General features: G+C 64.6%; 25 protein-coding genes and 1 other RNA gene. 13 read left to right on the plus strand and 13 right to left on the minus strand.

Going from position 1 to position 21,014, the window contains the following annotated elements:
- Nucleotides 1–140: 140 nt before the first annotated feature.
- From WA983_RS00690 to WA983_RS00705, 4 genes are all read right to left on the minus strand, one after another.
- Nucleotides 141–1,286 carry an MFS transporter gene (locus WA983_RS00690; protein WP_424311470.1) on the minus strand — a complete coding sequence of 382 codons (1,146 nt, stop codon included), beginning with the start codon at nt 1,284–1,286 and terminating at the stop codon, nt 141–143.
- A 136-nt stretch (nt 1,287–1,422) separates the two neighbouring features.
- Nucleotides 1,423–1,725, minus strand: a complete 303-nt coding sequence (locus WA983_RS00695) for an ArsR/SmtB family transcription factor (protein ID WP_424311471.1) — start codon at nt 1,723–1,725, stop codon at nt 1,423–1,425.
- A 157-nt stretch (nt 1,726–1,882) separates the two neighbouring features.
- On the minus strand, nt 1,883–3,319 hold the full coding sequence (locus WA983_RS00700; RefSeq protein ID WP_424311472.1) for a catalase: 1,437 nt from the start codon (nt 3,317–3,319) through the stop codon (nt 1,883–1,885).
- Between the two features lie 166 nt (nt 3,320–3,485).
- The gene (locus tag WA983_RS00705; RefSeq protein WP_424311500.1) at nt 3,486–3,965 is read right to left on the minus strand and encodes an Lrp/AsnC family transcriptional regulator; all 480 of its coding nucleotides are present in this window, start codon (nt 3,963–3,965) and stop codon (nt 3,486–3,488) included.
- Nucleotides 3,966–4,089: 124 nt separating this feature from the next.
- Here WA983_RS00705 and hppD point away from each other — a divergent pair, with 124 nt between their 5' ends.
- Both hppD and WA983_RS00715 read left to right on the plus strand, forming a co-directional pair.
- On the plus strand, nt 4,090–5,193 hold the full coding sequence (gene hppD, locus WA983_RS00710; protein WP_424311473.1) for a 4-hydroxyphenylpyruvate dioxygenase: 1,104 nt from the start codon (nt 4,090–4,092) through the stop codon (nt 5,191–5,193).
- A 124-nt stretch (nt 5,194–5,317) separates the two neighbouring features.
- Nucleotides 5,318–6,280: a nucleoside recognition domain-containing protein gene (locus tag WA983_RS00715; protein ID WP_424311474.1), complete on the plus strand. Its 963-nt coding sequence runs from the start codon at nt 5,318–5,320 to the stop codon at nt 6,278–6,280.
- A 61-nt stretch (nt 6,281–6,341) separates the two neighbouring features.
- Here WA983_RS00715 and msrA read toward each other — a convergent pair whose 3' ends face one another.
- Together msrA and WA983_RS00725 are read right to left on the minus strand one after the other, a co-directional pair.
- Nucleotides 6,342–6,887: a peptide-methionine (S)-S-oxide reductase MsrA gene (gene msrA, locus WA983_RS00720; RefSeq protein ID WP_424248582.1), complete on the minus strand. Its 546-nt coding sequence runs from the start codon at nt 6,885–6,887 to the stop codon at nt 6,342–6,344.
- Nucleotides 6,888–6,934: 47 nt separating this feature from the next.
- A complete protein-coding gene (locus WA983_RS00725) occupies nt 6,935–7,294 on the minus strand; it encodes a c-type cytochrome (protein WP_424248584.1) in 360 nt (119 codons plus the stop codon).
- A gap of 110 nt (nt 7,295–7,404) precedes the next feature.
- On the opposite strand from WA983_RS00725, the gene lgt reads away from it, so the two are divergent.
- Nucleotides 7,405–8,205, plus strand: coding sequence for a prolipoprotein diacylglyceryl transferase (gene lgt / locus WA983_RS00730; protein WP_424248586.1), 801 nt, complete (start codon nt 7,405–7,407; stop codon nt 8,203–8,205).
- Here lgt and WA983_RS00735 read toward each other — a convergent pair.
- The 5 genes from WA983_RS00735 to WA983_RS00755 all read right to left on the minus strand — a co-directional run bounded on the left by WA983_RS00735 (nt 8,162) and on the right by WA983_RS00755 (nt 10,544).
- Complete coding sequence (locus WA983_RS00735; protein WP_424248588.1) at nt 8,162–8,884, minus strand: SIMPL domain-containing protein; 723 nt, start codon at nt 8,882–8,884, stop codon at nt 8,162–8,164. The two genes, lgt and WA983_RS00735, sit on opposite strands and share 44 nt — an antisense overlap.
- A gap of 54 nt (nt 8,885–8,938) precedes the next feature.
- Nucleotides 8,939–9,119: non-coding RNA, 6S RNA (gene ssrS, locus WA983_RS00740), on the minus strand.
- A gap of 38 nt (nt 9,120–9,157) precedes the next feature.
- Nucleotides 9,158–9,460, minus strand: coding sequence for a cell division protein ZapA (locus tag WA983_RS00745; protein WP_424248590.1), 303 nt, complete (start codon nt 9,458–9,460; stop codon nt 9,158–9,160).
- Between the two features lie 34 nt (nt 9,461–9,494).
- Nucleotides 9,495–9,899 carry a hypothetical protein gene (locus tag WA983_RS00750; RefSeq protein ID WP_424248592.1) on the minus strand — a complete coding sequence of 135 codons (405 nt, stop codon included), beginning with the start codon at nt 9,897–9,899 and terminating at the stop codon, nt 9,495–9,497.
- Nucleotides 9,900–9,950: 51 nt separating this feature from the next.
- The gene (locus WA983_RS00755) at nt 9,951–10,544 is read right to left on the minus strand and encodes an RNA pyrophosphohydrolase (RefSeq protein WP_424248593.1); all 594 of its coding nucleotides are present in this window, start codon (nt 10,542–10,544) and stop codon (nt 9,951–9,953) included.
- Between the two features lie 67 nt (nt 10,545–10,611).
- On the opposite strand from WA983_RS00755, the gene WA983_RS00760 reads away from it, so the two are divergent.
- From WA983_RS00760 to WA983_RS00800, 9 genes are all read left to right on the plus strand, one after another.
- Nucleotides 10,612–12,345, plus strand: a complete 1,734-nt coding sequence (locus tag WA983_RS00760) for a proline--tRNA ligase (protein WP_424248595.1) — start codon at nt 10,612–10,614, stop codon at nt 12,343–12,345.
- A 63-nt stretch (nt 12,346–12,408) separates the two neighbouring features.
- Nucleotides 12,409–12,834, plus strand: coding sequence for a tol-pal system-associated acyl-CoA thioesterase (gene ybgC / locus WA983_RS00765; RefSeq protein WP_424248596.1), 426 nt, complete (start codon nt 12,409–12,411; stop codon nt 12,832–12,834).
- 2 nt (nt 12,835–12,836) lie between these two features.
- Nucleotides 12,837–13,511 (plus strand): protein TolQ, encoded by a 675-nt coding sequence (tolQ, locus tag WA983_RS00770; RefSeq protein ID WP_376811031.1) that lies wholly within the window; start codon nt 12,837–12,839, stop codon nt 13,509–13,511.
- 1 nt (nt 13,512) lies between these two features.
- A complete protein-coding gene (locus tag WA983_RS00775; protein WP_424248597.1) occupies nt 13,513–13,944 on the plus strand; it encodes an ExbD/TolR family protein in 432 nt (143 codons plus the stop codon).
- A gap of 11 nt (nt 13,945–13,955) precedes the next feature.
- Complete coding sequence (gene tolA / locus WA983_RS00780) at nt 13,956–15,158, plus strand: cell envelope integrity protein TolA (RefSeq protein WP_424311475.1); 1,203 nt, start codon at nt 13,956–13,958, stop codon at nt 15,156–15,158.
- Nucleotides 15,159–15,171: 13 nt separating this feature from the next.
- A complete protein-coding gene (gene tolB / locus WA983_RS00785; protein ID WP_424311476.1) occupies nt 15,172–16,479 on the plus strand; it encodes a Tol-Pal system beta propeller repeat protein TolB in 1,308 nt (435 codons plus the stop codon).
- A 34-nt stretch (nt 16,480–16,513) separates the two neighbouring features.
- Nucleotides 16,514–17,005, plus strand: coding sequence for a peptidoglycan-associated lipoprotein Pal (gene pal, locus WA983_RS00790; RefSeq protein ID WP_424250147.1), 492 nt, complete (start codon nt 16,514–16,516; stop codon nt 17,003–17,005).
- 140 nt (nt 17,006–17,145) lie between these two features.
- A complete protein-coding gene (gene ybgF / locus WA983_RS00795) occupies nt 17,146–17,829 on the plus strand; it encodes a tol-pal system protein YbgF (RefSeq protein WP_424250149.1) in 684 nt (227 codons plus the stop codon).
- Entirely contained in the window at nt 17,829–18,650 is an 822-nt protein-coding gene (locus WA983_RS00800) for an alpha/beta fold hydrolase (RefSeq protein ID WP_424250151.1), read from the plus strand. The genes ybgF and WA983_RS00800 overlap by 1 nt, the downstream gene beginning before the upstream one ends.
- On the opposite strand, the gene WA983_RS00805 is transcribed toward WA983_RS00800, so the two are convergent.
- On the minus strand, nt 18,651–19,163 hold the full coding sequence (locus tag WA983_RS00805) for a copper chaperone PCu(A)C (RefSeq protein WP_424311477.1): 513 nt from the start codon (nt 19,161–19,163) through the stop codon (nt 18,651–18,653). It abuts the gene before it with no gap.
- Between the two features lie 155 nt (nt 19,164–19,318).
- Between WA983_RS00805 and WA983_RS00810 the strand changes: the two genes are divergently transcribed.
- The gene (locus WA983_RS00810; protein ID WP_424311478.1) at nt 19,319–19,792 is read left to right on the plus strand and encodes a PaaI family thioesterase; all 474 of its coding nucleotides are present in this window, start codon (nt 19,319–19,321) and stop codon (nt 19,790–19,792) included.
- Nucleotides 19,793–19,915: 123 nt separating this feature from the next.
- Here the strand turns inward: WA983_RS00810 and WA983_RS00815 are convergent, their stop codons facing one another.
- Nucleotides 19,916–21,001: a BMP family ABC transporter substrate-binding protein gene (locus tag WA983_RS00815; RefSeq protein ID WP_424247160.1), complete on the minus strand. Its 1,086-nt coding sequence runs from the start codon at nt 20,999–21,001 to the stop codon at nt 19,916–19,918.
- Between the last annotated feature and the right edge of the window lie 13 nt (nt 21,002–21,014).

Here is a 21,014-nt window from a genome sequence, read left to right on the forward strand (position 1 = left end):
ATGCGGCAACCATTCTGGTAAAACCGTTCAATCTAGGGGTTAACCCGAGTGCCTGGCGGCGAAGAAACGAGACTATAGCACAGCTTTTTTATGCAATGCAAATCCTGTCTTCAAAACGTCAAAAAACTCGTGCCCTGCCCTTATGCAGGCGCCGGCACAGTACTGCCCATCCGTCTGCAGACCACCATCAGCAGCAGGGAAGCCAGGATCATGGCTGCAGATAGATAGGGGAGATCCGCCAGGCCTGAAGTCCGGGTGACCAGTCCGCCCAGGGCGGTGCCCAAGGCAATCCCCATCTGCATGCCGGATTGATTGAGTCCGACCAGAACGCCCCGGGCCTTCGGCACGAGGGCTGCGGCCCGAACCTGCTGGGCGGGCCCGGACGCCCAAGCCGTCACGGCCCACAACACCAGGGCTACAGTCACCACAAGCACCGAGCCAGACGGCCAGAACCAGAGCACCAGCGGCAGGGCCAGTAAAAAGATCATCTGCAGGAACTTGGACGTCACCAGCGTCGCATGAAATCCATGCCTGTCGGTCCCGCTGCCGCCCAACTGCGAACCCGCCAGACTGGCCACGCCGAATACCAGCAGCACTGGACTGATCCACGCAGGGGACAGATGCTGGACCTCTATGAGATAGGGCGTAAGAAAACTGTAGGTCATGACATAGCCTGCCATCCACAGTACGGTCACCATCAGGCCGCCCAACACCGGCAGGCGCCGGAGCAGGGCCAGTTGCGCCCCCAAGGGAATGGAGGCCGCCGGACTCAGGGCCGGCAGCACGAGCCGATGGCTCAGTGCCGTGGCCAGACTCAGCAGGCCGATCAGAGGGAAAATGGCATGCCAGCCGAAACGCAAGGCGATCTCCCGGCCGATCGGGACGGCCACGATCAAGGACGCGGTGAACCCCATGATGACCGTCGCGATGGCCCTCCCCTGCCGCTGCGGCCCCGCGATCGCAGCCGCCGTCGACAAGGCGGTGACCACGGCCGTCCCGCCCGACAGGGCCTGGACGACCCGTATCGGCAGGAACATCCAGAAGTCGTCCACCCATACCGTCGCCAGGTTGGCAAGTGCATAGACCATCATCGCAGCGATCATGATCTTGCGCCGGCCGATATGACTGGTCAGCGCAACGACGACCGGTACGCACAGGCCATAGACAAATGCGTACAAGGTGATCAACTGCCCCGTCAGCGCGACCGGAGCGTCCAGTCCCGGGGCCACCAGATCCAGGATGCCGGCAAGAATGTATTCATTGGCCCCGGCAACGAATGTCGTCATGGCAAGCAAAAGAATCTGATAGCGAGGGGAGATACTCATGATTTCACATCTACAATTTTGGATTTATCAATACGTTAAGACAAAAAAATACGGACGAAACCAGAACCACCCCCAGCGGCGATGAAGCCGCCAGGGATCAGAGATCCCGGATGATGGCGGCGGCCACCGCAGCCACCGCCTGTTCGTCCCGTTGATAACGTGTGTATTTCCCGACCCGGGACGCCGTGACCAGACCGGCGGTACGCAACATCGACATATAGGTCGATGCCGTGGACTGGTTGACGCCCAGCAGTTCGGCGACCTGCGTCACACACACCCCATCGGTCAAAGGGTCCGTCCCGCCGATAGGCCTGAAATGCCTGCGCGGGTCCCGCATCGCCGAAAGGACGGTGCGCCGGTGCATGTTGTCCAGCGCCTTGAGTGCCAAATCCAGATCCATCTCCGGATATTAAATCAACATATCGCAAATCGTCAAATTGTTCGGCCGGCTTCCCGAGACAACGTGGACGCCGGACAGCTCGCCACCGTGCAGCGTGCAAGCCGCCCGGATCCGGCAGGCACCGGACAGTGCGTGAAGGACTGCCCGGTGCACCGCGTCATGCCTGCAAAGCCTTGATGGCTGCGGCCACCCCAGCCCCATAAGCGGGATCGGCCTGGGTGCAGTGCTCGATGTGGCGTGCTTGCACGTCGGCGGTGACCCCGGCGATGGCGCGGGCCGTATTGTCGAACAGGGCCTGTTGCTGCTTGGACGTCATGAGGCGGAACAACGCGCCCGGCTGCGAGAAGTAGTCGGTGTCCTCGCGGTGGTTCCAGTGGTCGGCGGCGCCTTCCAGGCTGAGCGGCGGTTCGCGGTAGTCGGGCTGTTCGGCCCATTCGCCGGCACGGTTGGGTTCGTTGCCCGTCAGGCCGCCGTGGTTGCCATCCACCCGCATTGCGCCGTCGCGGTGGTAGCTGTGGAACGGACAGCGCGGGGCGTTGACCGGGATCTGATGGTGGTTGACTCCCAGGCGGTAGCGCTGGGCGTCGCCATAAGAGAACAGACGAGCCTGCAACATGCGGTCCGGCGAAAAGCCGATGCCCGGGACGACGTTGGCCGGAGTGAAGGCGGCCTGTTCGACTTCGGCGAAGAAGTTTTCCGGGTTGCGGTTCAGTTCCAGGACGCCGACCTCGATCAGGGGGTAGTCGCCGTGCGGCCAGACCTTGGTCAGATCGAAGGGGTTCAGGTGGTAGCGGCCGGCATCCTTTTCAGGCATGACCTGGACGGACAGCGTCCAGCGCGGGAAGTCGCCCTTGGCGATGCTGTCGTACAGGTCGCGCTGCGAGCTTTCACGGTCGCGGCCGATCAGTTCGGCGGACTGCGCATCCGTCAGGTTGCGGATGCCCTGCTGTGACTGGAAGTGGAATTTCACCCAGAAACGTTCGTTGGCAGCATTGATGAAGCTGAAGGTGTGGCTGCCGAACAGATGCATGTGGCGGTAGTCGGACGGAATGCCGCGGTCGCTCATGACGATGGTGATCTGATGCAGGGCCTCGGGCAGGCCGGTCCAGAATTCCCAATTGTTCTGGGCACTGCGCATGCCGGTGCCCGGGTCGCGCTTGACCGCGTGGTTCAGGTCGGGGAATTTCAGCGGGTCGCGGAAGAAGAACACCGGGGTGTTGTTGCCCACCATGTCCCAGTTGCCCTGCTCGGTGTAGAACTTCATGGCGATGCCGCGGATGTCGCGCTCGGCGTCAGCCGCACCGCGCTCACCGGCCACGGTCGAGAAGCGGGCGAACATCGGGGTCTGCTTGCCGATCTGGGAGAACAGCGCGGCACGCGTATAGCGGGTGATGTCGTGAGTGACGGTGAAGGTGCCGTAGGCGCCTGCGCCCTTGGCGTGCATGCGTCGCTCGGGGATCACTTCGCGGTCGAAGTGGGCCAGTTTTTCGAGCAGCCAGACGTCCTGCAACAAGGCCGGGCCGCGCGGGCCGGCCGTCTGGATGTTCTGGTTGTCGGCGACGGGGGCACCGGCGGCGGTAGTCAGTTGCTTCATGAGCTTCTCCTGTGCAGTGGCGCCACCGGATGCGCGGCGCCCGATCGGGGAATCGTGGAGCCCGCGTTGCGGGCTCCTCATGAAAACAGTCTAACGAGGTCTATAGAATAAATAAAATTGAATATTGCTGTTGAGTTGATAGCAATCAACTATCTCAGGCCTGGTATCACGTGGTCGGCAGCTCGGTCGTTTCCTTGATGGACTGCAGCGCAAAGCTGCTGCGAATGTCGACGACGGCAGGATGCCGCATCAGCGTGTCCATGGCGAACCGGGAAAAGGCTGCCAGATCCTCGACCTGAACCCGCAGCAGGTAGTCCATGTCGCCCGACATGGCGTAGCACTGGACGACTTCCGACCAGCTTTGGACGTCGCGGGCAAACGCGGACATGGCGCCGTGTTCGGCGCGATGCGACTTGTCCAGGCGGACGAAGACGTAGGCCAGCAGGCCCAGGCCGAGCTTTTCCGGATCTGCCAGCGCGACGTAGCGGCGGATGTAGCCCTGGTCCTCCAGGCGCTTGACGCGCCGCAGACAGGGGCTGGGCGACAGGGCCACCCGCTGAGCCAGATCCTGATTGCTGATCCGGCCGTCGCGCTGCAGATGCGTCAGGATCAGGCGATCTGTCCTGTCCAGGTCGTCGATAGGCATCATATTGTCTCAATCACGAATTATTAGATGAATGATTGCGTCACGGTAGGGAATCGTACCTCAAGTTTGCAATCTTTCCCCACACTGTTTTCCCTAGAATTCCAGAAAGGCAATGGAGGCACTCATGAACACATCCTTCACCCCCTGGGACAACCCCCTGGGCACTGCCGGCTTTGAATTCGTGGAATACACGGCGGAAGATCCCGCCGCGCTGGGCCGCGTGTTCGAGGCCCTGGGCTTTCGGGCCATCGCCCGGCACCGCAAGAAAGCCGTCACGCTGTACCGCCAGGGTGCGATCAACTTCCTGGTCAATGCGGAACCCGATTCCTTCGCGCAGCGCTTCGCGCGCCAGCACGGCCCATCGATCTGCGCCATCGGCCTGCGCGTCCAGGACGCGGCCCGTGCCTACAGGCTGGCCCTGGAACGCGGGGCCTGGGGCTTCGATTCGCACAGCGGCCCGATGGAACTCAACATCCCCGCCATCAAGGGCATCGGCGATTCCCTCATCTATCTGGTGGACCGCTGGCGCGGCAAGCACGGCCACGGCGGAATCGGCGACATCGGCATCTATGACGTGGACTTCGAGCCCCTGGACCACGCCACCGCCCAGGACGATCTGCGCCACGCGGGCGCCGGGCTGCTCGGCATCGACCACCTGACCCACAACGTGCATCGCGGCCGGATGGAAGAGTGGGCCGAATTCTACGAGCGCATCTTCAACTTCCGCGAAATCCGCTATTTCGATATCGAAGGCCAGTTGACCGGTGTGAAATCCAAGGCGATGACCTCGCCTTGCGGCCTGATCCGCATCCCCATCAACGAGGAAGGCGGCGAAACCCCAGGCCAGATCCAGGAATACCTGGACCAGTACCGGGGCGAAGGCATCCAGCACATCGCCCTGTCCACCGGCGACATCTACCGCACGGTGGAACAACTGAGCGGGCAGGTGAAGTTCCTGAGCACTCCGGACACCTATTACGAGTTGCTGGACAGTCGGCTGCCGGGCCACGGCGAGGACGTGCAACGCCTGCGCCGCAACCGCATCCTGCTGGATGGCGCCCCGGGCGGCGGCCTGCTGCTGCAAATCTTCACCGCCAACCAGATCGGGCCGATCTTCTTCGAGATCATCCAGCGTAAGGGCGACGAGGGTTTCGGGGAAGGCAATTTCAAGGCGCTGTTCGAATCCATCGAACTGGACCAGATCCGACGGGGCGTGCTGCGGGCTTGAGGCGCGGCCCGGGCGCCGCCCCGCGCCCGGGCCGCATTACAGACACGCCGGAAGGATCGGCCTCCCCCTACAATACCGGGACACGGCCCGTCCGCTGGCGCCGCGATCCTCCCGGAACCCGTCCATGCTCCATTATCTGAACACCATCCGGCTGCGCAGCACGCGCATGTTCCTGACGATCACGCGCATCATGTTGCCGGTGATGGTGATCGTCTACATCGCCGACCGCCTGGGCCTGGTGCGCCTGGCCGGCGAGGCCCTGACGCCAGCCATGGCGCTGCTGGGGCTGCCGCCCGAGGCCGGCATCATCTGGGCCACCACCGCACTGACCAACATCTACGGCGGCATGGCCTCGATGGCCGCGCTGTCCGACGGCATGCAGATGACGGTGGCCCAGGTCAGCGCGTTGGGATCGATGATGCTGTTCGCCCACAACATCCCCACTGAACAGTCCGTGGTGCGCCGCGCGGGCGCCAGCGCGCTGATCACGGGCGCATTGCGCATCATCGTCGCGATCCTCTACGGCGCTGCCGTCAGTTGGACCTGCCGGGCGCTGGACGTGCTGCAGGACCCGGTCTCTCTGGCCTGGATGCGCCAGGACGCGGGGCTGACCCAGGGCCCTCCGGATTTCTGGCCCTGGGTCCTGTCCACACTGCAATCGCTGGCGCTGGTGCTGGTCATCATCATCGGTCTGGTCGTCCTGCTGGACGTGCTGGAGCGCCTGGGGATCACGCGGCTCGTCACCCGGCTGCTGACACCCGTGCTGCGCCTGTCCGGCCTGGAGGAGCGCGCCGCGCCCCTGACCACGGTCGGCGTCCTGCTGGGTCTGGCCTACGGCGGCGCGCTGATCATCGACGCCGCCGAACGCGAGAACTACAGCCCGCGCACGCGGCTGCTGGCCCTGTCCTGGCTGTCGCTGTGTCACGCCCTGATCGAGGACACACTGCTGATCCTGGCGCTGGGCGCGAACCTGTGGGTGATCCTGGTCATCCGCGGACTGGCGACCTTGGGCGTGCTGGCGGCCCTGGCGGCGCTGACGCGGCCGAACACCGCCTGGGGCCGCAAGCTGGCGGCAGCGGCGCGATAGGCTCGATCGCGACAGGCCTTGGCGTCTCGAACAGGCCTGCGAGTGCGAACCGCCCCGACCTTCAGCGCAGCAGATGCGCGTAGCGTTGGCGAAATTTCGCCAGCTTGGGCGCGATGACGAACTGGCAATAACCTTGTTCGGGGTTGCGCCGGTAGTATTCGGCATGCACTGCTTCGGCAGGCCAGAACCGACCGGCCGTTTCGATGCGGGTGACGATCGGATCATCGAAAGCGGTCTGGGCCTCGGCGCGCACGGTTTCGGCCTCTAGACGCTGGGCCTCGTCCTCGTAGAAGACCACCGACGCGTACTGCGGCCCCGCGTCGTTGCCCTGGCGGTCGAGCGTGGTCGGATCGTGCGTGCCGAAAAAGACGTCCAGCAGGGTGCGGTAGCCGACGCGGTCCGGATCGAAGGTCACCTGCACGACCTCGACGTGGCCGGTGTTTTGGCGGCAGACCTGCTCGTAGGTGGGGTGATCGACGTGGCCGCCGCAGTAGCCGGGCTGCACATCCCGCACGCCGTCCAGGGCGCGGAACACGGGCTCCAGACACCAGAAGCAGCCACCGCCGAAGATCGCCGTCTTGAGTGCAGGGGTTCCTGAGTTTTCCATGCGATGCTCCTCGTCTCGTGCAGATGGCGGACCGATCAGGCGGGCTGTCAATCCGCTGCGGGGGTGTCCTTCAGCGACAGGATCCATAGCGCCAGGCGCTGCGCTTCGATGTCGGACAGGCGGGGCTGGGCCGGCATGGGAATCGCGCCCCACTGACCGCGGCTGCCTTCGCGCATGGCGCGGGCCAGGTGATCAGCGGATTCCTTCCGCCCCTGGAAACGCTCGGCGATGGCGCGAAACGGCGGGCCCACCCGGCGGGCATCGACCTGATGGCAGCCCAGACACTGGCGCTGACTGGCCAGCGCCAGACCATCGGCCGCCGCCCCGCCAGCCGCCCGGGCGCCTGTCGCGCACATGGTCAGCAGGGCCGCCAGCACGATCCCGAACGCCTTGTTGCATCCCGCCATTGCCTGTTTCCTTGGTCCTTTGTCCGGAGCACCTGCGCCAAGCGCCGGGCCAACGCCCGCCGCCCCGATCACGGTATTATCCATGATTGTTTTCCTTCTCGGCCGCGTCCATGCCCTTCCCCCACATCGACCCCATCGCCCTGCAACTCGGTCCCATCGCGATCCACTGGTACGGACTCATGTACCTGGCCGGTTTCGGCCTGGCCTGGCTGCTGGGACGCTGGCGCATCCAGCACCATCCCGTCCCGGACGGGCTGACGCTGCGCGACCTGGAGGACATCATTTTCTACGGCGTGCTGGGCGTCGTACTGGGTGGACGCCTGGGCTACGTGCTGTTCTACAAGTTCGACGACTACCTGGCCCATCCGTTGGCGATCTTCGAGGTCTGGCAGGGCGGCATGTCCTTTCACGGCGGTCTGATCGGCGTGATTCTGGCGATGCTGTACTTCGCCCGCAAGCGCGGCCAGCCGCTGCTGGCGATCGGGGATTTCATCGCCCCCCTGATCCCCCTGGGCCTGGCAGCCGGGCGGCTGGGCAATTTCATCAACGGGGAACTGTGGGGCCGCCCCACGGACCTGCCCTGGGGCATGGTCTTTCCGGGAGCAGGCGACGGCACGCCGCGCCACCCTTCGCAGTTGTACGAGATGGGGCTGGAGGGCTTTGCCCTGTTCGCCCTGGTGTGGTGGTTCGCCCGCACACCCCGCCCGACAGGTCAGGTGGGCGCCGTCTTTCTGATGGGCTATGGGCTGTTCCGGTTCCTGGTGGAATTCACCCGTGAACCGGACGACTTTCTGGGGCTGCTGGCAGGCGGACTGACCATGGGTCAGATCCTGTCGCTGCCCATGATCCTGATCGGGCTGGCCCTGTTCATTTGGGCAGCAAAACGATCGTCCCCTGCACCGACACGCTGATCCGCTCGCGCCCGCCCTCGACAGGCGCAGCGGTCTTTTCGGCGGCCATGGCACTCATCATCATGCGAGGTGCGGGCGCATACGGCATGGCGCCCTGCCCGCCCAGATCGACGGTACGAAAACGATAGTCGGCAAAGCCCAGCGCCTGGGTCAGCGCCTGCGCGCGAGCCTTGAACGCCTCGACGGCCTGACCCAGCAGTTTTTGCTCTTCGGCCGCGCGCCGTTCCCGCGAGACCGAGAATGCCAGGCCGGCAATCGGCATGCGGTCACCCAGGCTGGCCGCCAGCTTCGAGACAGCGGGGAAATCGCGCGATTCCAGAAGAATTTCGGCCTGGCCCCGCCATTCGGCGATCTTGCCGTCACGGTCGGTCGTCGGCCAGATCCGGTAAGACCCGCTGCGGGCCTCGATGCCTTCGTGTCCCTTGGCCTGCTTCATGACTGAATCCAGGCGCTGATTCAAGGTTTCAGCGACCTGGGTCTGCGACTTCCCGGACAGCTCTGCCGCCAGGGTGATTTCCACAGTGTCCTGACCGACCTCGGACGAAGCCTCGGCCGACAGCGAGGCCCGGGGTTCGGCAGGCTCATGGGCTTCATGGGCCAGGGCGGGCAGCGCCAAGACCGACAAGGCCAATAAAGAACCAACCAGAAGTTGTTTGCGATTGCGCACGCCTCGATACATTTGCAACTCCTAAAAAGACGAAAGCCCGTCGCGAAATCACGACGAGCTTTCTGGTAATGCCCCGCCTGTGCCGTCTAGGCCGGCATCCCGGAACCGAGGGTTCACGGTGGTCGCCATCAGTCAGGTTTCGGGCCGTCCAATGAAGGCAGCGCTCCTATCTGTCAATCCGGCAACCTATGCCAAATAGCATTGGTTCAAGGAATGTATGGCCAGGTCACGAACACGGCAGGGACTTAAACGACCGGATGACCTGACGCATCCGGAAAGTAAACGTCAAACGGTGCTGCCGAGGACTTCGTCGAGCATACCGTTCATGGATTCGATTTTACCCTTGAAATCGCCCAAGGCAATATTTCCGAGGGGACCATCGGGCGCGCGCATGCTGAGCAGCTCGTTGGCGATCTGGATGGCCGCCATCACGGCGATACGCTCGTTGCTGGCGATCTTGCCGACGCCCTTGATGGCCAGCATGCGCTGATCGACCAAGCGCACAGCGGACAGCAGGGCGGCTTTTTCTTCGGGGGGGCAGGCCAGCGAATAATCGCGGCCGAGGATAGCGATGTCGACGCGTTCCATGCTTCGCGGCTCCTTGGGTCAGTGTGGGCAGGCCCTACTGGGCCTGCGCGCCGGGCAGGCGCTCGAGGATGAGTTCGATCTGCTGCTGAGCGCCGGTGGCGGCCTCGCGCAGGCGGTCGCGTTCGGATTCGACCTGGATCAGGCGGCGCTGCAGGGAATCGGAACGGATCTGATGATCACGCGCCTCGGATTCCAGGGCAGCCCGATGCTGACCGGATTCGTCGCGTGCGGCCTGGAGTTCCTGGTCGTGGCGCGCAAGCCGCTCGGACATGCGGGCGAATTCCTGGCCTTCGCGCAGTTGCTGGTCTTTCAGGGCCTGGCATTCTTGTTCGAGCTGCCGGACCTTGGCCTGCAAGGCGGCGCGTTCGGATTGAAGATCCCGCGCAAGCTGAGCGACTTGGCGGATGCGCTGGGACAAGGCGTCGAGGTCTTGGAGCATGCGGTCAAACCTTTGGGGGTGCCGGCGCGATGCGCCACAAAAGGGATTGAATCATACCTGTTCAGGCCGTGAGGTTTTGGGAGCCGGCGCATCCGCTGTCTGGTCGGCGACGCGTTCATGCGGCCCGGCGCCGCGAGGGCCCCGGTGACGAAGATAGCGGTTTTCACGCCCCCGGCGGAACAGCAGGCCCGATAGTTCGTTGAGCGCCAGGGAGTAGACCTCGCGCTTGAATTCGATGACGGCTTCCAGGGGCACCCAATAGGCGTTCCAGCGCCATGCGTCGAATTCGGGCGTGTCGGTGGCGCGCAGGCTGACGTCGCTGTCGCGACCCACCATGCGCAGCAGAAACCAGATCTGCTTCTGGCCCTTGTAGTGGCCGCGCAGTTCGCGGCGCACGTAATGATCCGGCACGGTATAACGCAACCAGTCCCGGGTCCGTCCCAGAATGCGCACATGTTCGGCGAGCAGGCCGGTTTCCTCGTGGAGTTCGCGGTACATCGCCTGCACGGGGGTTTCGCCGTGCTTGATGCCTCCCTGGGGGAACTGCCATGCGTGTTCCCGGATGCGCTTACCCCAGAAAACCTCATTTTTCTGGTTCACGAGAATGATGCCGACATTCGGACGGTAGCCTTCGCGATCCAACATGGGGCCACCTCGGTTGTGAATTCAATACAATTACCGTCGATTATACGTACCAACCGGAATCCCTACCATGCGCGCCAGCCAGTACCACCTGAACACCCTGAAGGAAGCCCCCGCCGAAGCGGAAGTCGTCAGCCACCAGTTGATGACGCGGGCGGGCATGATCCGCAAAATCGCCGGAGGCGTCTACACCTACATGCCGATGGGCCTGAAGGTCCTGCGCAAGATCGAGGCCATCGTGCGCGAAGAAATGAACCGCGCCGGAGCCATCGAACTGCTGATGCCGGTCGTGCAGCCGGCCGAACTCTGGCAGGAGTCGGGCCGCTGGGAACAGTACGGCGCCGAGCTGCTGCGCATCAAGGACCGCCACCAGCGCGACTTCGTGCTGCAGCCGACGTCCGAAGAGGTCATCACCGACATCGCCCGCAACGAAATCCATAGCTGGCGCCAGTTGCCGGTGAACTTCTATCACATCCAGACGAAGTTCCGCGACGAACGCCGGCCGCGCTTCGGCCTGATGCGCGGACGCGAATTCACCATGAAGGACGCCTATTCCTTCGACCGCGACGAGAGCGCCGCCCAGGCCAGCTACGACGCCATGTACGCCGCCTACCAGCGCATCTTCACGCGCCTGGGCCTGACATTCCGCGCCGTGGCGGCCGACACCGGCTCGATCGGCGGCTCCCGCAGCCACGAATTCCAGGTGATCGCCGACACGGGCGAGGATCTGATCGTCTACAACCCGGACTCGGAGTACGCCGCCAACATCGAACTGGCGGATGCGCCCTGCCTGCTGGCCGAACGTGAACCGGCGCGCGAAGCCCTGGAAAAGCGCGCCACGCCCGACGCCCCCAAATGCGAGATCGTGGCCGAACAACTGGGTCTGCCGCTGTCGCGCACGATCAAGGCTGTGGTGCTGGCCACCGACCCCGCCGAAGGCCCCGCCCGCCTGTGGCTGCTGCTGATCCGCGGCGACCACGAAACCAACGAGGTCAAGGTCGGCAAACTGCCGGGCTTTGAAGACGGCCACCGTCTGGCCACCGAGGCCGAAATCGACGCGGTCTTCCACTGCATCCCGGGTTACCTGGGCCCCGTCGGCCTGGCCCCCAAGGCCATCACCGTGATTGCCGACCGCACGGTCGCTCATATGGGTGACTTCGTCTGCGGCGCCAACGAGGCCGGCTACCACCTGAGCGGCGTAAACTGGGGCCGCGACCTGCCCGAGCCGGATATGGTCGCCGATCTGCGCAACGTGGTGGCGGGCGATCCCGATCCGCGTGGCGGCACCCTGGCGATTCAGCGCGGCATCGAAGTCGGCCACGTGTTCTTCCTGGGCGACAAGTATTCGCGCGCCCTGAACGCGACCTTCCTGGAAACGGACGGCAAGCCGGCCGTGATGCAGATGGGCTGCTACGGGATCGGCGTCAGCCGCATCTCGGCCGCAGCCATCGAGCAGAACCATGATGCCCGGGGCATGATCTGGCCGCGCGCCATCGCGCCGTTCGAGGTCGTGCTGTGCCCCATCGGCATCGGCAAGAGCGAAGCCGTACGCGAGGCCGCCGAATCGCTGTACCAGGCACTGCAGGCGCAAGGCGTGGACGTGATTCTGGACGACCGCGACACCCGGCCGGGTATCATGTTCGCCGACTGGGAACTGATCGGCGCGCCGTTGCGCGTGACGCTGGGCGAACGCGGCCTGAAGGAAGGCATCGTCGAGATCCAGGCGCGCCGCGACGAACAAGCGCAGCGCATCGCCCAGGCCGACGCCCTGGCGTACGTACTGAAACGGCTGGAATCCCTGTAGACTCCGGTGTCCTGACACGGGCGCCGACCTCACGGTGCCCGTGTCACAAGGCCTCACCAAAAAATGAATCCGGATCGAACCAATCCCCCCGGCGAACTGTTCATTCGCGTATATTACGAAGACACCGACACCGGTGGCGTCGTGTACTACGCGAACTACCTCAAATTCTTCGAACGCGGTCGCACCGAATGGTTACGCGCGCTCGGAATGGATCAACACACTCTCGCAACACAGGAACAGATGATGTTTGTGGTCAAGCATGCGGACATTGCCTACCGGCAACCGGCCCGCCTGGACGACCGCATCCTCATCCGGACCGCCGTGACTGAACTGGGCGCCTCGACGATCCGGTTCAGCCAGCAGGCGCTGCGCGGCGACACCTTGCTCGCCAGCGCAGACATCGACATCTGCACGGTGCACGCCCTCAGCTTCAAACCCATTCGTCTCTCCCCCCCTGTCAGGGATCTACTGGAAAAGGCCCTTCATTAACCATGCAAGCCTCTAGCGATTTGTCGTTGCTGTCCCTTATCGGCAACGCCAGCCTGCCCGTGCAGATCGTGATGCTGATTCTGCTCGGCGCCTCGGTCCTGTCCTGGACCTACATCTTCAGCAAACGGGCGGCCCTGCGTCGCGCCGACGAGCAGACCCGTCGTTTCGAAGACGATTTCTGGGCGGGCGGCGATCTGACCGTCCTGCAGCAGGCCATTGCCAGCCGCCGCAACGAACACGGCGCCCTGGCGCGCATCTTCGACGCCGGCATGACCGAGTTCGTCAAGGCGCGCCGCTCCTCCAGCCGGGGCGATACCTTGCTGGACGCCCCCCGGCGCGCCATGAAGGCCGCCTTCCAGCGCGAGATGGACAGCCTGGAATCGCACCTGAACTTCCTGGCCTCCACCGGCTCGGTCAGCCCCTACATCGGGCTGCTGGGCACGGTCTGGGGGATCATGCACGCCTTCATGGGTCTGTCGACCATGCAGCAGGCCACCCTGGCCGCCGTGGCCCCTGGCATCGCCGAGGCCCTGATCGCGACCGCCATCGGCCTGTTCGCCGCCATTCCGGCGGTGCTGGCATACAACCGCTACACCAATCAAATCGACCGGCTGTCGATCCGTTTCGAAAGCTTCGTCGACGAGTTCCTGAATATTCTCCAGCGTCAGGTGCATTGACATGACTTCGCTCAGCAGCCGTCGCTCACGCCGCATGAAGAACGACATCAACGTCGTACCCTACATCGACGTCATGCTGGTCCTGCTGGTGATCTTCATGGTCACCGCGCCCATGATCACCCCGGGCCAGATCGAGCTGCCCTCGGTCGGCACGGCCTCTGACGTGCCCGTGCAGCCCATCGAAGTCCAGATCGACGAGCAAGGCGCGATCGCCCTGCGAGTCCGCGAAGGCGGCGCCTCGTTCCGCCCCGTCGACAAGGCCAACTTGCTGGCCGAGGTCCGCGCCGTCGCCACGGCGGACACCCCGGTGGTGATTTCCGCCGACGGCAAGGTGCCCTACGAATCCGTCATGCAGGTCATGGACCAGTTGCGCAACGGCGGGATCGGCAAGCTGGGGCTGCTGGTCAACCAGAACGCCCCGGCCACGCGCTGACATCCTGCCCCATGAATCTGTTCGACCGTTTCTTCAACGCCGGTACTGATGACGATGCGCGCCCCGGCGCGCGTGATGATCGGCGCGGCCTGATCGTCTCTCTGGTCGCCCACGGGCTGCTGATCCTGCTGATGGTGGTGGGTTTTTCCACCGCGCCCGACAATCCCGGTCCCGTCCAGGTCGAACTCTGGGCCCAGGGCACGGTGGCCGACGCGGCCGCGCCGCAGGAGCAGCCCGAAGAACAACAGCCGCAACCGGAACCCGAACCCACGCCGGAGCCCGAACCGAAGCCGGACGACAGCGCACGCCAGGCCGCCGAGCAGGCAGCCCAGGAGGCCGAGCAAGCCGCCCAGGCCGAGGCCGCCCGACAGGCCCAGGTCGCCGAGGCCCAGGCGCGCGCCGCTGCGGCTGCCCAAGCCAAGGCCGATGCCGAGATCGCCCTGGCCAAGGAACGCAAGGCACGCGAGGACATGGAACGCCGGCTGGCCGAACAGGAAGCCAAGGAAAAGGCTGAGAAGGAAGCCGCCGCCCAGGCCGCGCACGAAAAGGCCGCCCAGGAGCAGGCGGAAAAGGAAAAGGCCGAGAAGGAAAAAGCGGCAAAGGCGGCAGCCGAGAAGGCTGCAGCGGACAAGGCCGCCAAGGAAAAGGCCGACAAGGAAAAGGCCGACAAGGCAGCCGCCGCGCAGGCCGCCAAGGAAAAAGCCGAGAAAGAGAAGGCTGACAAGGAAAAGGCTGAAAAAGCAGCCGCCGCTGAAAAGGCTGCCGCCGAAAAAGCAGCCGCTGACAAAGCCGCAAAGGAAAAAGCCGCAAAGGAAAAGGCCGCGAAGGAAGCCGAGGCCAAGCGCCAGGCCCTGCTGGCCGCCATGCGTGGCGACGCGCTGGAGGCCGCCGGCATTCCCAACGGCAACGCCGACCGCAATCAGCGCGGCGGCGGCGGCAACGACGGCTATGCGGCCAAGGTACGCGCCTGCGTCCAGCCACGGGTGGTGTTCAACCCCCCTCAGCAAAACGGCTCCGCCAATCCCACGGCCACCTTCCGTGTCCGCCTGCAATCCTCTGGACAAGTCCAGGGCGCCGACCTGACCCGCTCTTCTGGCAACCCCCGTTTCGACGATGCCATCCAGAAGGGGATTCTGGCCTGCTCGCCCTTCCCGAAACCGCCTGGCGGCAAGTATCCGTCGTATATTGACGTGGACTACCGCATGTACGACTAAGGAGATCGTCACCATGACCGTATTCACAGCCTCCGGCTTCCTCGGAAGTCTCTGGCGGCGCGCTTCAGCGGCCGGCCTGGGCCTCGCGCTGGCTGCCGCCGTCGCGCCGGCCGCCCATGCCCAGTTGCGCGTCGACATTTCCGGCGTCGGCGCCACTCAGTACCCCATCGCCATCGCCGACTTTGCGGGCACGTCCGGCACCACCTCGACCCCCGAGGTCATCCGCGCCGACCTGACCCGCTCCGGTCAGTTCCGTCTGATCGGCGCCTCGGGCGCCGGCCTGGACGTCCAGAGCAAGATCGACTACGGCACCTGGCAGGCGCGCGGCGCCGACTATCTTGCCTACGGCACGGTCGCCCAGAACGGCGGCCAGTACACGGTCAGCTACCGACTGGTGGACAACGTCCGCAAGACCGAACTGGATCAGGCGTCCTACAGCGGCTCTGAAGCGGAAATGCGCCGAATTTCGCACCGGATCGCGGATCGCATCTACGAAAAAATCACCGGCGTGCGCGGCGTATTCTCGACCCGGATCGCCTATGTGTTGCAGACTGGCAACGGTTATGAGTTACAAATTGCTGACGCCGACGGCCAGAATCCGCAGGTCATGCTGCGTTCAAAGCAGTCCATCATCTCGCCCGCCTGGTCGCCGGACGGCTCGCGGCTGGCCTACGTCAGCTTCGAATCGGGCAAGTCCGTGATCTATGTGCAGACGCTGGCGACCGGCCAGCGCCAGCCGATCGCCAATTACAAGGGCAACAACAGTGCACCCGCCTGGTCGCCGGACGGCCATCGTATGGCGATCGTGCTGTCAAGAGACGGCATTTCCCAGATCTACACCATCAACGCGGATGGATCCGATCTGCGCCGGGTGATGCGTTCGCCGCTGATCGACACCGAACCGCGTTTCTCCCCCGACGGCCAGTCCCTGGTGTTCACCAGCGATCGGGGCGGCAGCCCCCAGATCTACAAAGTGCCGGCGGGTGGCGGGGACGCCCAGCGTCTGACCTTCTCGGGCAGTTACAATATTTCACCTAGGGTATCGCCGGATGGACAACAACTGGTGTACGTTACTCGCAGAAATGGTGCTTTCAGGATTGCAAGCCTCGCCTTGAACTCGGGTTCCGAGCAAGTGCTGACGGACGGCCCGGACGACCAATCCCCCAGCTACGCGCCCAATGGAATGCAGGTGCTTTACAGCGCCATCCAGAACGGTCGCAGCGTACTGGCGGTGACCTCGATCGACGGCCGCGTACGCCAGACCTTGTCGGTACTCAACGGCAAGGTCCGCGAGCCGGCCTGGGGCCCTTTCACAGACTGATTTTTTCGTGTGACTCTTTTCTAAAGGACATTAAATGAGCTCGCGCATCACCAGGACCCTGACCATCGCCGCTTTCGCTGCCTCGCTGGCCGCCTGCAGCTCCGTGCCGCTGGACCAGAACGGTGCCGGAAACGGTTCCGATTCGGCGTCCTCTGGGCAAATCATGGATCCCTTCAATCCGCAAAGCCCGCTCGCGCAACAACGCTCGGTCTACTTTGACTTCGACAGCTATACGGTGCCCGAACAGTACCGTAGCGTCGTCGAGATGCATGCCAACTACTTGAGCAGCCACCAGGGCCAGAAGGTCCGCGTGGAAGGCAACACCGACGCACGCGGCAGCACCGAATATAATCTGGCCCTGGGCCAGCGCCGTTCGGATGCCGTGGCACGCATGATGACCCTGCTGGGCGTCAATGCCAATCAGATCGAAGCCATCAGCTTCGGCAAGGAACGTCCCAAGGCCCTGGGCAACACCGACGCCGATTACGCCGAGAACCGCCGCGCCGACATCAACTATCAACGTTGATCGTCAGCCACGCTGTGAAACGCCGTAGCGGCCCCCGCTACGGCGTTTTTTCATCGCCGGGCGCCCCCAAGATGAAAAGCCCCCTTCGGGGGGCGGCAAGCCGAAGGCGCAGCGTGGGGGCATTTTTTCATGGAAGACTCATGACCGCATCGATCCTTCGCCTGCACGCCCTTTCCTCCGCCGCTCTGCTGGCCCTGACGCTGGCAACACCTGCCGCCCAGGCGTTTTCGGACGACGAGGCGCGCCGCGCCATCCTGGAACTGCGCACCCAGATCAAACAGATCAACGAACAGAACCAGCAGGCCCGGCTGCAACTGGCCGACCAGATGGACCTGCTGCATCAGGAAATCGCCTCGCTGCGCGGCCGCGTCGAAGAGCTGAGCCAGCGCGGGCCCTCGGCCGGCGGCAACGCCGGCCATGCCAACGCACCCCAGACACCGCAAGCAGGCGACCCGCAGGAGCAGGCCGTCTACGAAGCCGCGGCCGACCAGTACCGCAATGGCCGCTACAAAGAAGCCGCAGCCAGCTTCTCGGCCTTCATCCAGTCCTATCCCGACAGCGACCTGTCCGGTGACGCCCAGTTCTACCTGGGCAGCAGCCAGTACGCCTCCAAGGACTTCAAGAACTCCATCCAGACCATGCAGACCCTGGTGAAGAACCGCCCCGAAGATCCCCGCGCGCCGGACGCGCTGCTGGTGGTGGCTGCCGACCAGATCGAACTCAACGACATGAAGAGCGCCAAGGCCAGCCTGCAGCGCATCATCAAGGACTACCCCGGCAGCCCGTCTGCCGAAACAGCCAAGAGCCGCCTGAAGCTGCTGTAATGCCGGCCCCGCACACCGAACCGCCGCACCACATCCTGCCCCTGCCCGATGGCGACCTGCACTACACCCAGGCGGGTGTGGGTGCGGGCACGCCCATCCTGCTGATCCACGGTTCGCTGTGCGACTATCGCTACTGGCGTTGGCAGATGCCGGCCTTCGCCGACACACGCCGCGTCATCGCCCCCAGTCTGCGCGGCTGCTGGCCTGATGCGCAGACCCATCCCCAGACAACATACGCCATCGATGGCCACGCCGGCGATCTGGCGCACCTGCTGCGCGCATTGGACGAGCACGGCGGCGCGCACGTGATCGGCCATTCGCGGGGCGCCCAGGTGGCCCTGGCTCTGGCGATCCAGGCACCGGGCCTGTGCCGCTCGCTGACGCTGGCCGACCCGGGATTCCGTTTTGCGGACGAGCCCGAAACACCCGTCTTCTACGCCGACGCCGTGCAACGGTTGCGAGATGGGGATACGGAAGGCGCGATCGAACAGTTCATCGACACGGTGAACGGCACCGACACCTGGCGCAAGATGGTCGGCTGGTTCAAAGACATGGTACGGGACAACGCTGCGACGCTGCTGTCGCAGATCCAGGAGGCCAATCTGCCCGTGGCCCCCCGGGACGCCGCCGCCCTGTCCTGCCCGCTGCTGCTGATCACCGGGGCGAACAGCCCTGCCAAGTACGGCACCCGCCTGGAACGGCTGCACCAACTGCTGCCGCAGGCCGGACGCGTACGCATCGCCCTGGCCTCCCATGGCATGAACCTGGCCAACCCCCGGGCCTTCAACCGCGCCGTGCTGGATTTCGTCGCGAACGTCTGATCAGTGCTTCATGCCATGCCCGGCCGTACCGGACATGGTCTTGGGCGATTTGAGTTCGCAGGTCGCGGAAAAGCCCTCGCCATCGGCCAAGGTGAAATCCACTCGCACGGTATCGCCAATTTTCAGCCCGTCACGAGGCTGTTCCAGCATCATGTGGTAGCTGCCCGGCTTGAACGCCAGGTCCTTGCCCGCCGGAATGGCGACCTGGTGGACCATCGCCATTTTGCTCATGCCGCCCGATTCGGTCGTTTCGTGCAGCATTACCATGCCGTAGTCAGGCGAATGGGCCCCCGTCAGAACGGCATCCGCAGAGCCGGCGTTGTGGGCCACGAAGAAACCGCCTGAAGGAGCCGGAGACGGGATCATGCGGATCCAGCAATCGGACGCCGTCACAGTGGCGGATGCCTTGGCCGGTGCGGCGGCGGCCGGCGCGCCGTGGGCGGCGCCGTGTCCCTGCCCCCAGGCCGAGGTCGCCAGCAGCAGGCCAGCCGAAATTCCCAGTGTGCGCGTCAAGAATCTATTCATTTCCTACCCAATGATGTGACCCGCAGGAAACGAAAGCGACCCTGCGGATGAACCGGCCGGAACGCCGGCCGGCGCGGCCGGCCAGCACCCGTCTGATCCGGCTGGGCCAGTGTACTATGGGCTTTTCGACCACTCTTTGCGTTATGTCCAAGCCGCTTGAAATCATCGCTGAAACCGCCGCGCCGGACGTCTCGACCCCCGAGGCCCGCATCAGTCTGGAAGGCTTCCGCGAACTGCTGGACCGACTGCATCCCTTTGCAGCCGTACTGGGCATCGAGATCCTGGACATCCAATACGGGCAGGCCACGCTGCGCCTGCCCCCCAGCCCGGCCAACCAGCGGCTGGGAGGCATCGTCGCCGGGCCGATGCTGATGGGCCTGGCGGATCTGGCCCTGTACGCGGCCGTGGTCGGCGCCACCGGGGTCGCCGAATCCGTCACCGCCAGCCTGACGATCAATTTTCTGCGGGGAGCGCCGGCCGGCGGAATCATCGCCCAGGCGCGGATATTGAAAACCGGCCGCATGACGGCCGGCGAGGCACTGCTGCTGCCCGAAGGCGGTGGCGACCCGGTCGCCCAGGTCGTCAGCACCTGGTCGGTGCCACGTAAGGCGGCTTAAGAACCCTTTTTGCCGCCGGAGGCTGCGCAGCGTAGGGGCTGTTTTGCCGCCGGGCCGCCCCAAGGCAAAACGCGCCCCCTTGGGGGGCAGCAAGCAGCCAAGGGCTGCGCAGCGTGGGGGCCCTTAGTTCTTCGTCAGCTTGCCGACCACGCCCTCGACGTAATAGTCCATGGCGTTCAGGCCCTTGTCATCCAGCGCGCCTTCGGCCAGCACCACCTTGCCCTCGTTGGTCTTGATCGGCGCAGCGAACGGGTTCAGGGAACCGTTGGCGATGGCGTCTTCCTTGGCCTTGAGGTCGGCCTTCAGCGCATCGTCCACAGCCGGACCGAAGCCTTCGAGAGCGACCATGCCTTCCTTGAAACCGCCCCAGACCTGATCGGACTTCCAGGTGCCGTCCAGCATGGCCTTGGCTTCGCGAGTGAAGTATTCACCCCAATGGTGGGTGACGGCGCCCAGTTGGGCCTTCGGGCCGAACTTCGACATGTCGGAGTGGTAGGCGATGGCCCACTTGCCCCGTTCCTCGGCCGCCTGCACGGTAGCAGTCGAATCGGTGTGGTGGGTGACGATATCGGCGCCCTGGTCCAGCAGCGCCAGCGCGGCGTCACGTTCCTTGCCCGGATCGAACCAGCTATTGACCATGATGACGCGCACCGTGGCGTCGGGCTTGACGCTGCGCAGGCCGAGCGTGAAGGCATTGATGCCCTGCAGGACCTCGGGGATCGGGTAGGCGCCCACATAGCCGACCACGCCGGTCTGGGTCTTGTGCCCGGCCAGGATGCCGGCGACGTAGCGCGCCTGGTAGAAGCGGGCGTTGGTGGTGGCGACGTTCGGCGCGGTCTTGTAGCCGGTGGAGTGCACGAACTTCACGTCCGGGAACTGCTTGGCGACTTTGATGGTCGGATTCATGTAGCCGAAGGAGGTGGTGAAGATCAGCTTGTTGCCCTGCTGGGCCAGGTCGCGGATGACGCGCTCGGCGTCGGCGCCCTCGGGCACGTCCTCGACGTACTGGGTCTTGATCTTGTCGCCCAGTTGCTGCTCCATGTACTTGCGGCCCAGATCCTGCTGCCAGGACCAGCCGGCCTCGCCCACCGGGCTGACGTAAACGAAACCGATCTTCAGAGGTTCCTGGGCAGCGGCGGGGCCGGCGGTCCAGAGGCATGCCGCAGCGGTGGCGGCCGCCAGTGTGTGACGAATCAAGCGGGTTTTCATGGGGAGGATCTCC

This window comes from Castellaniella sp. (assembly GCF_049650445.1).
Lineage (GTDB): Bacteria > Pseudomonadota > Gammaproteobacteria > Burkholderiales > Burkholderiaceae_B > Castellaniella.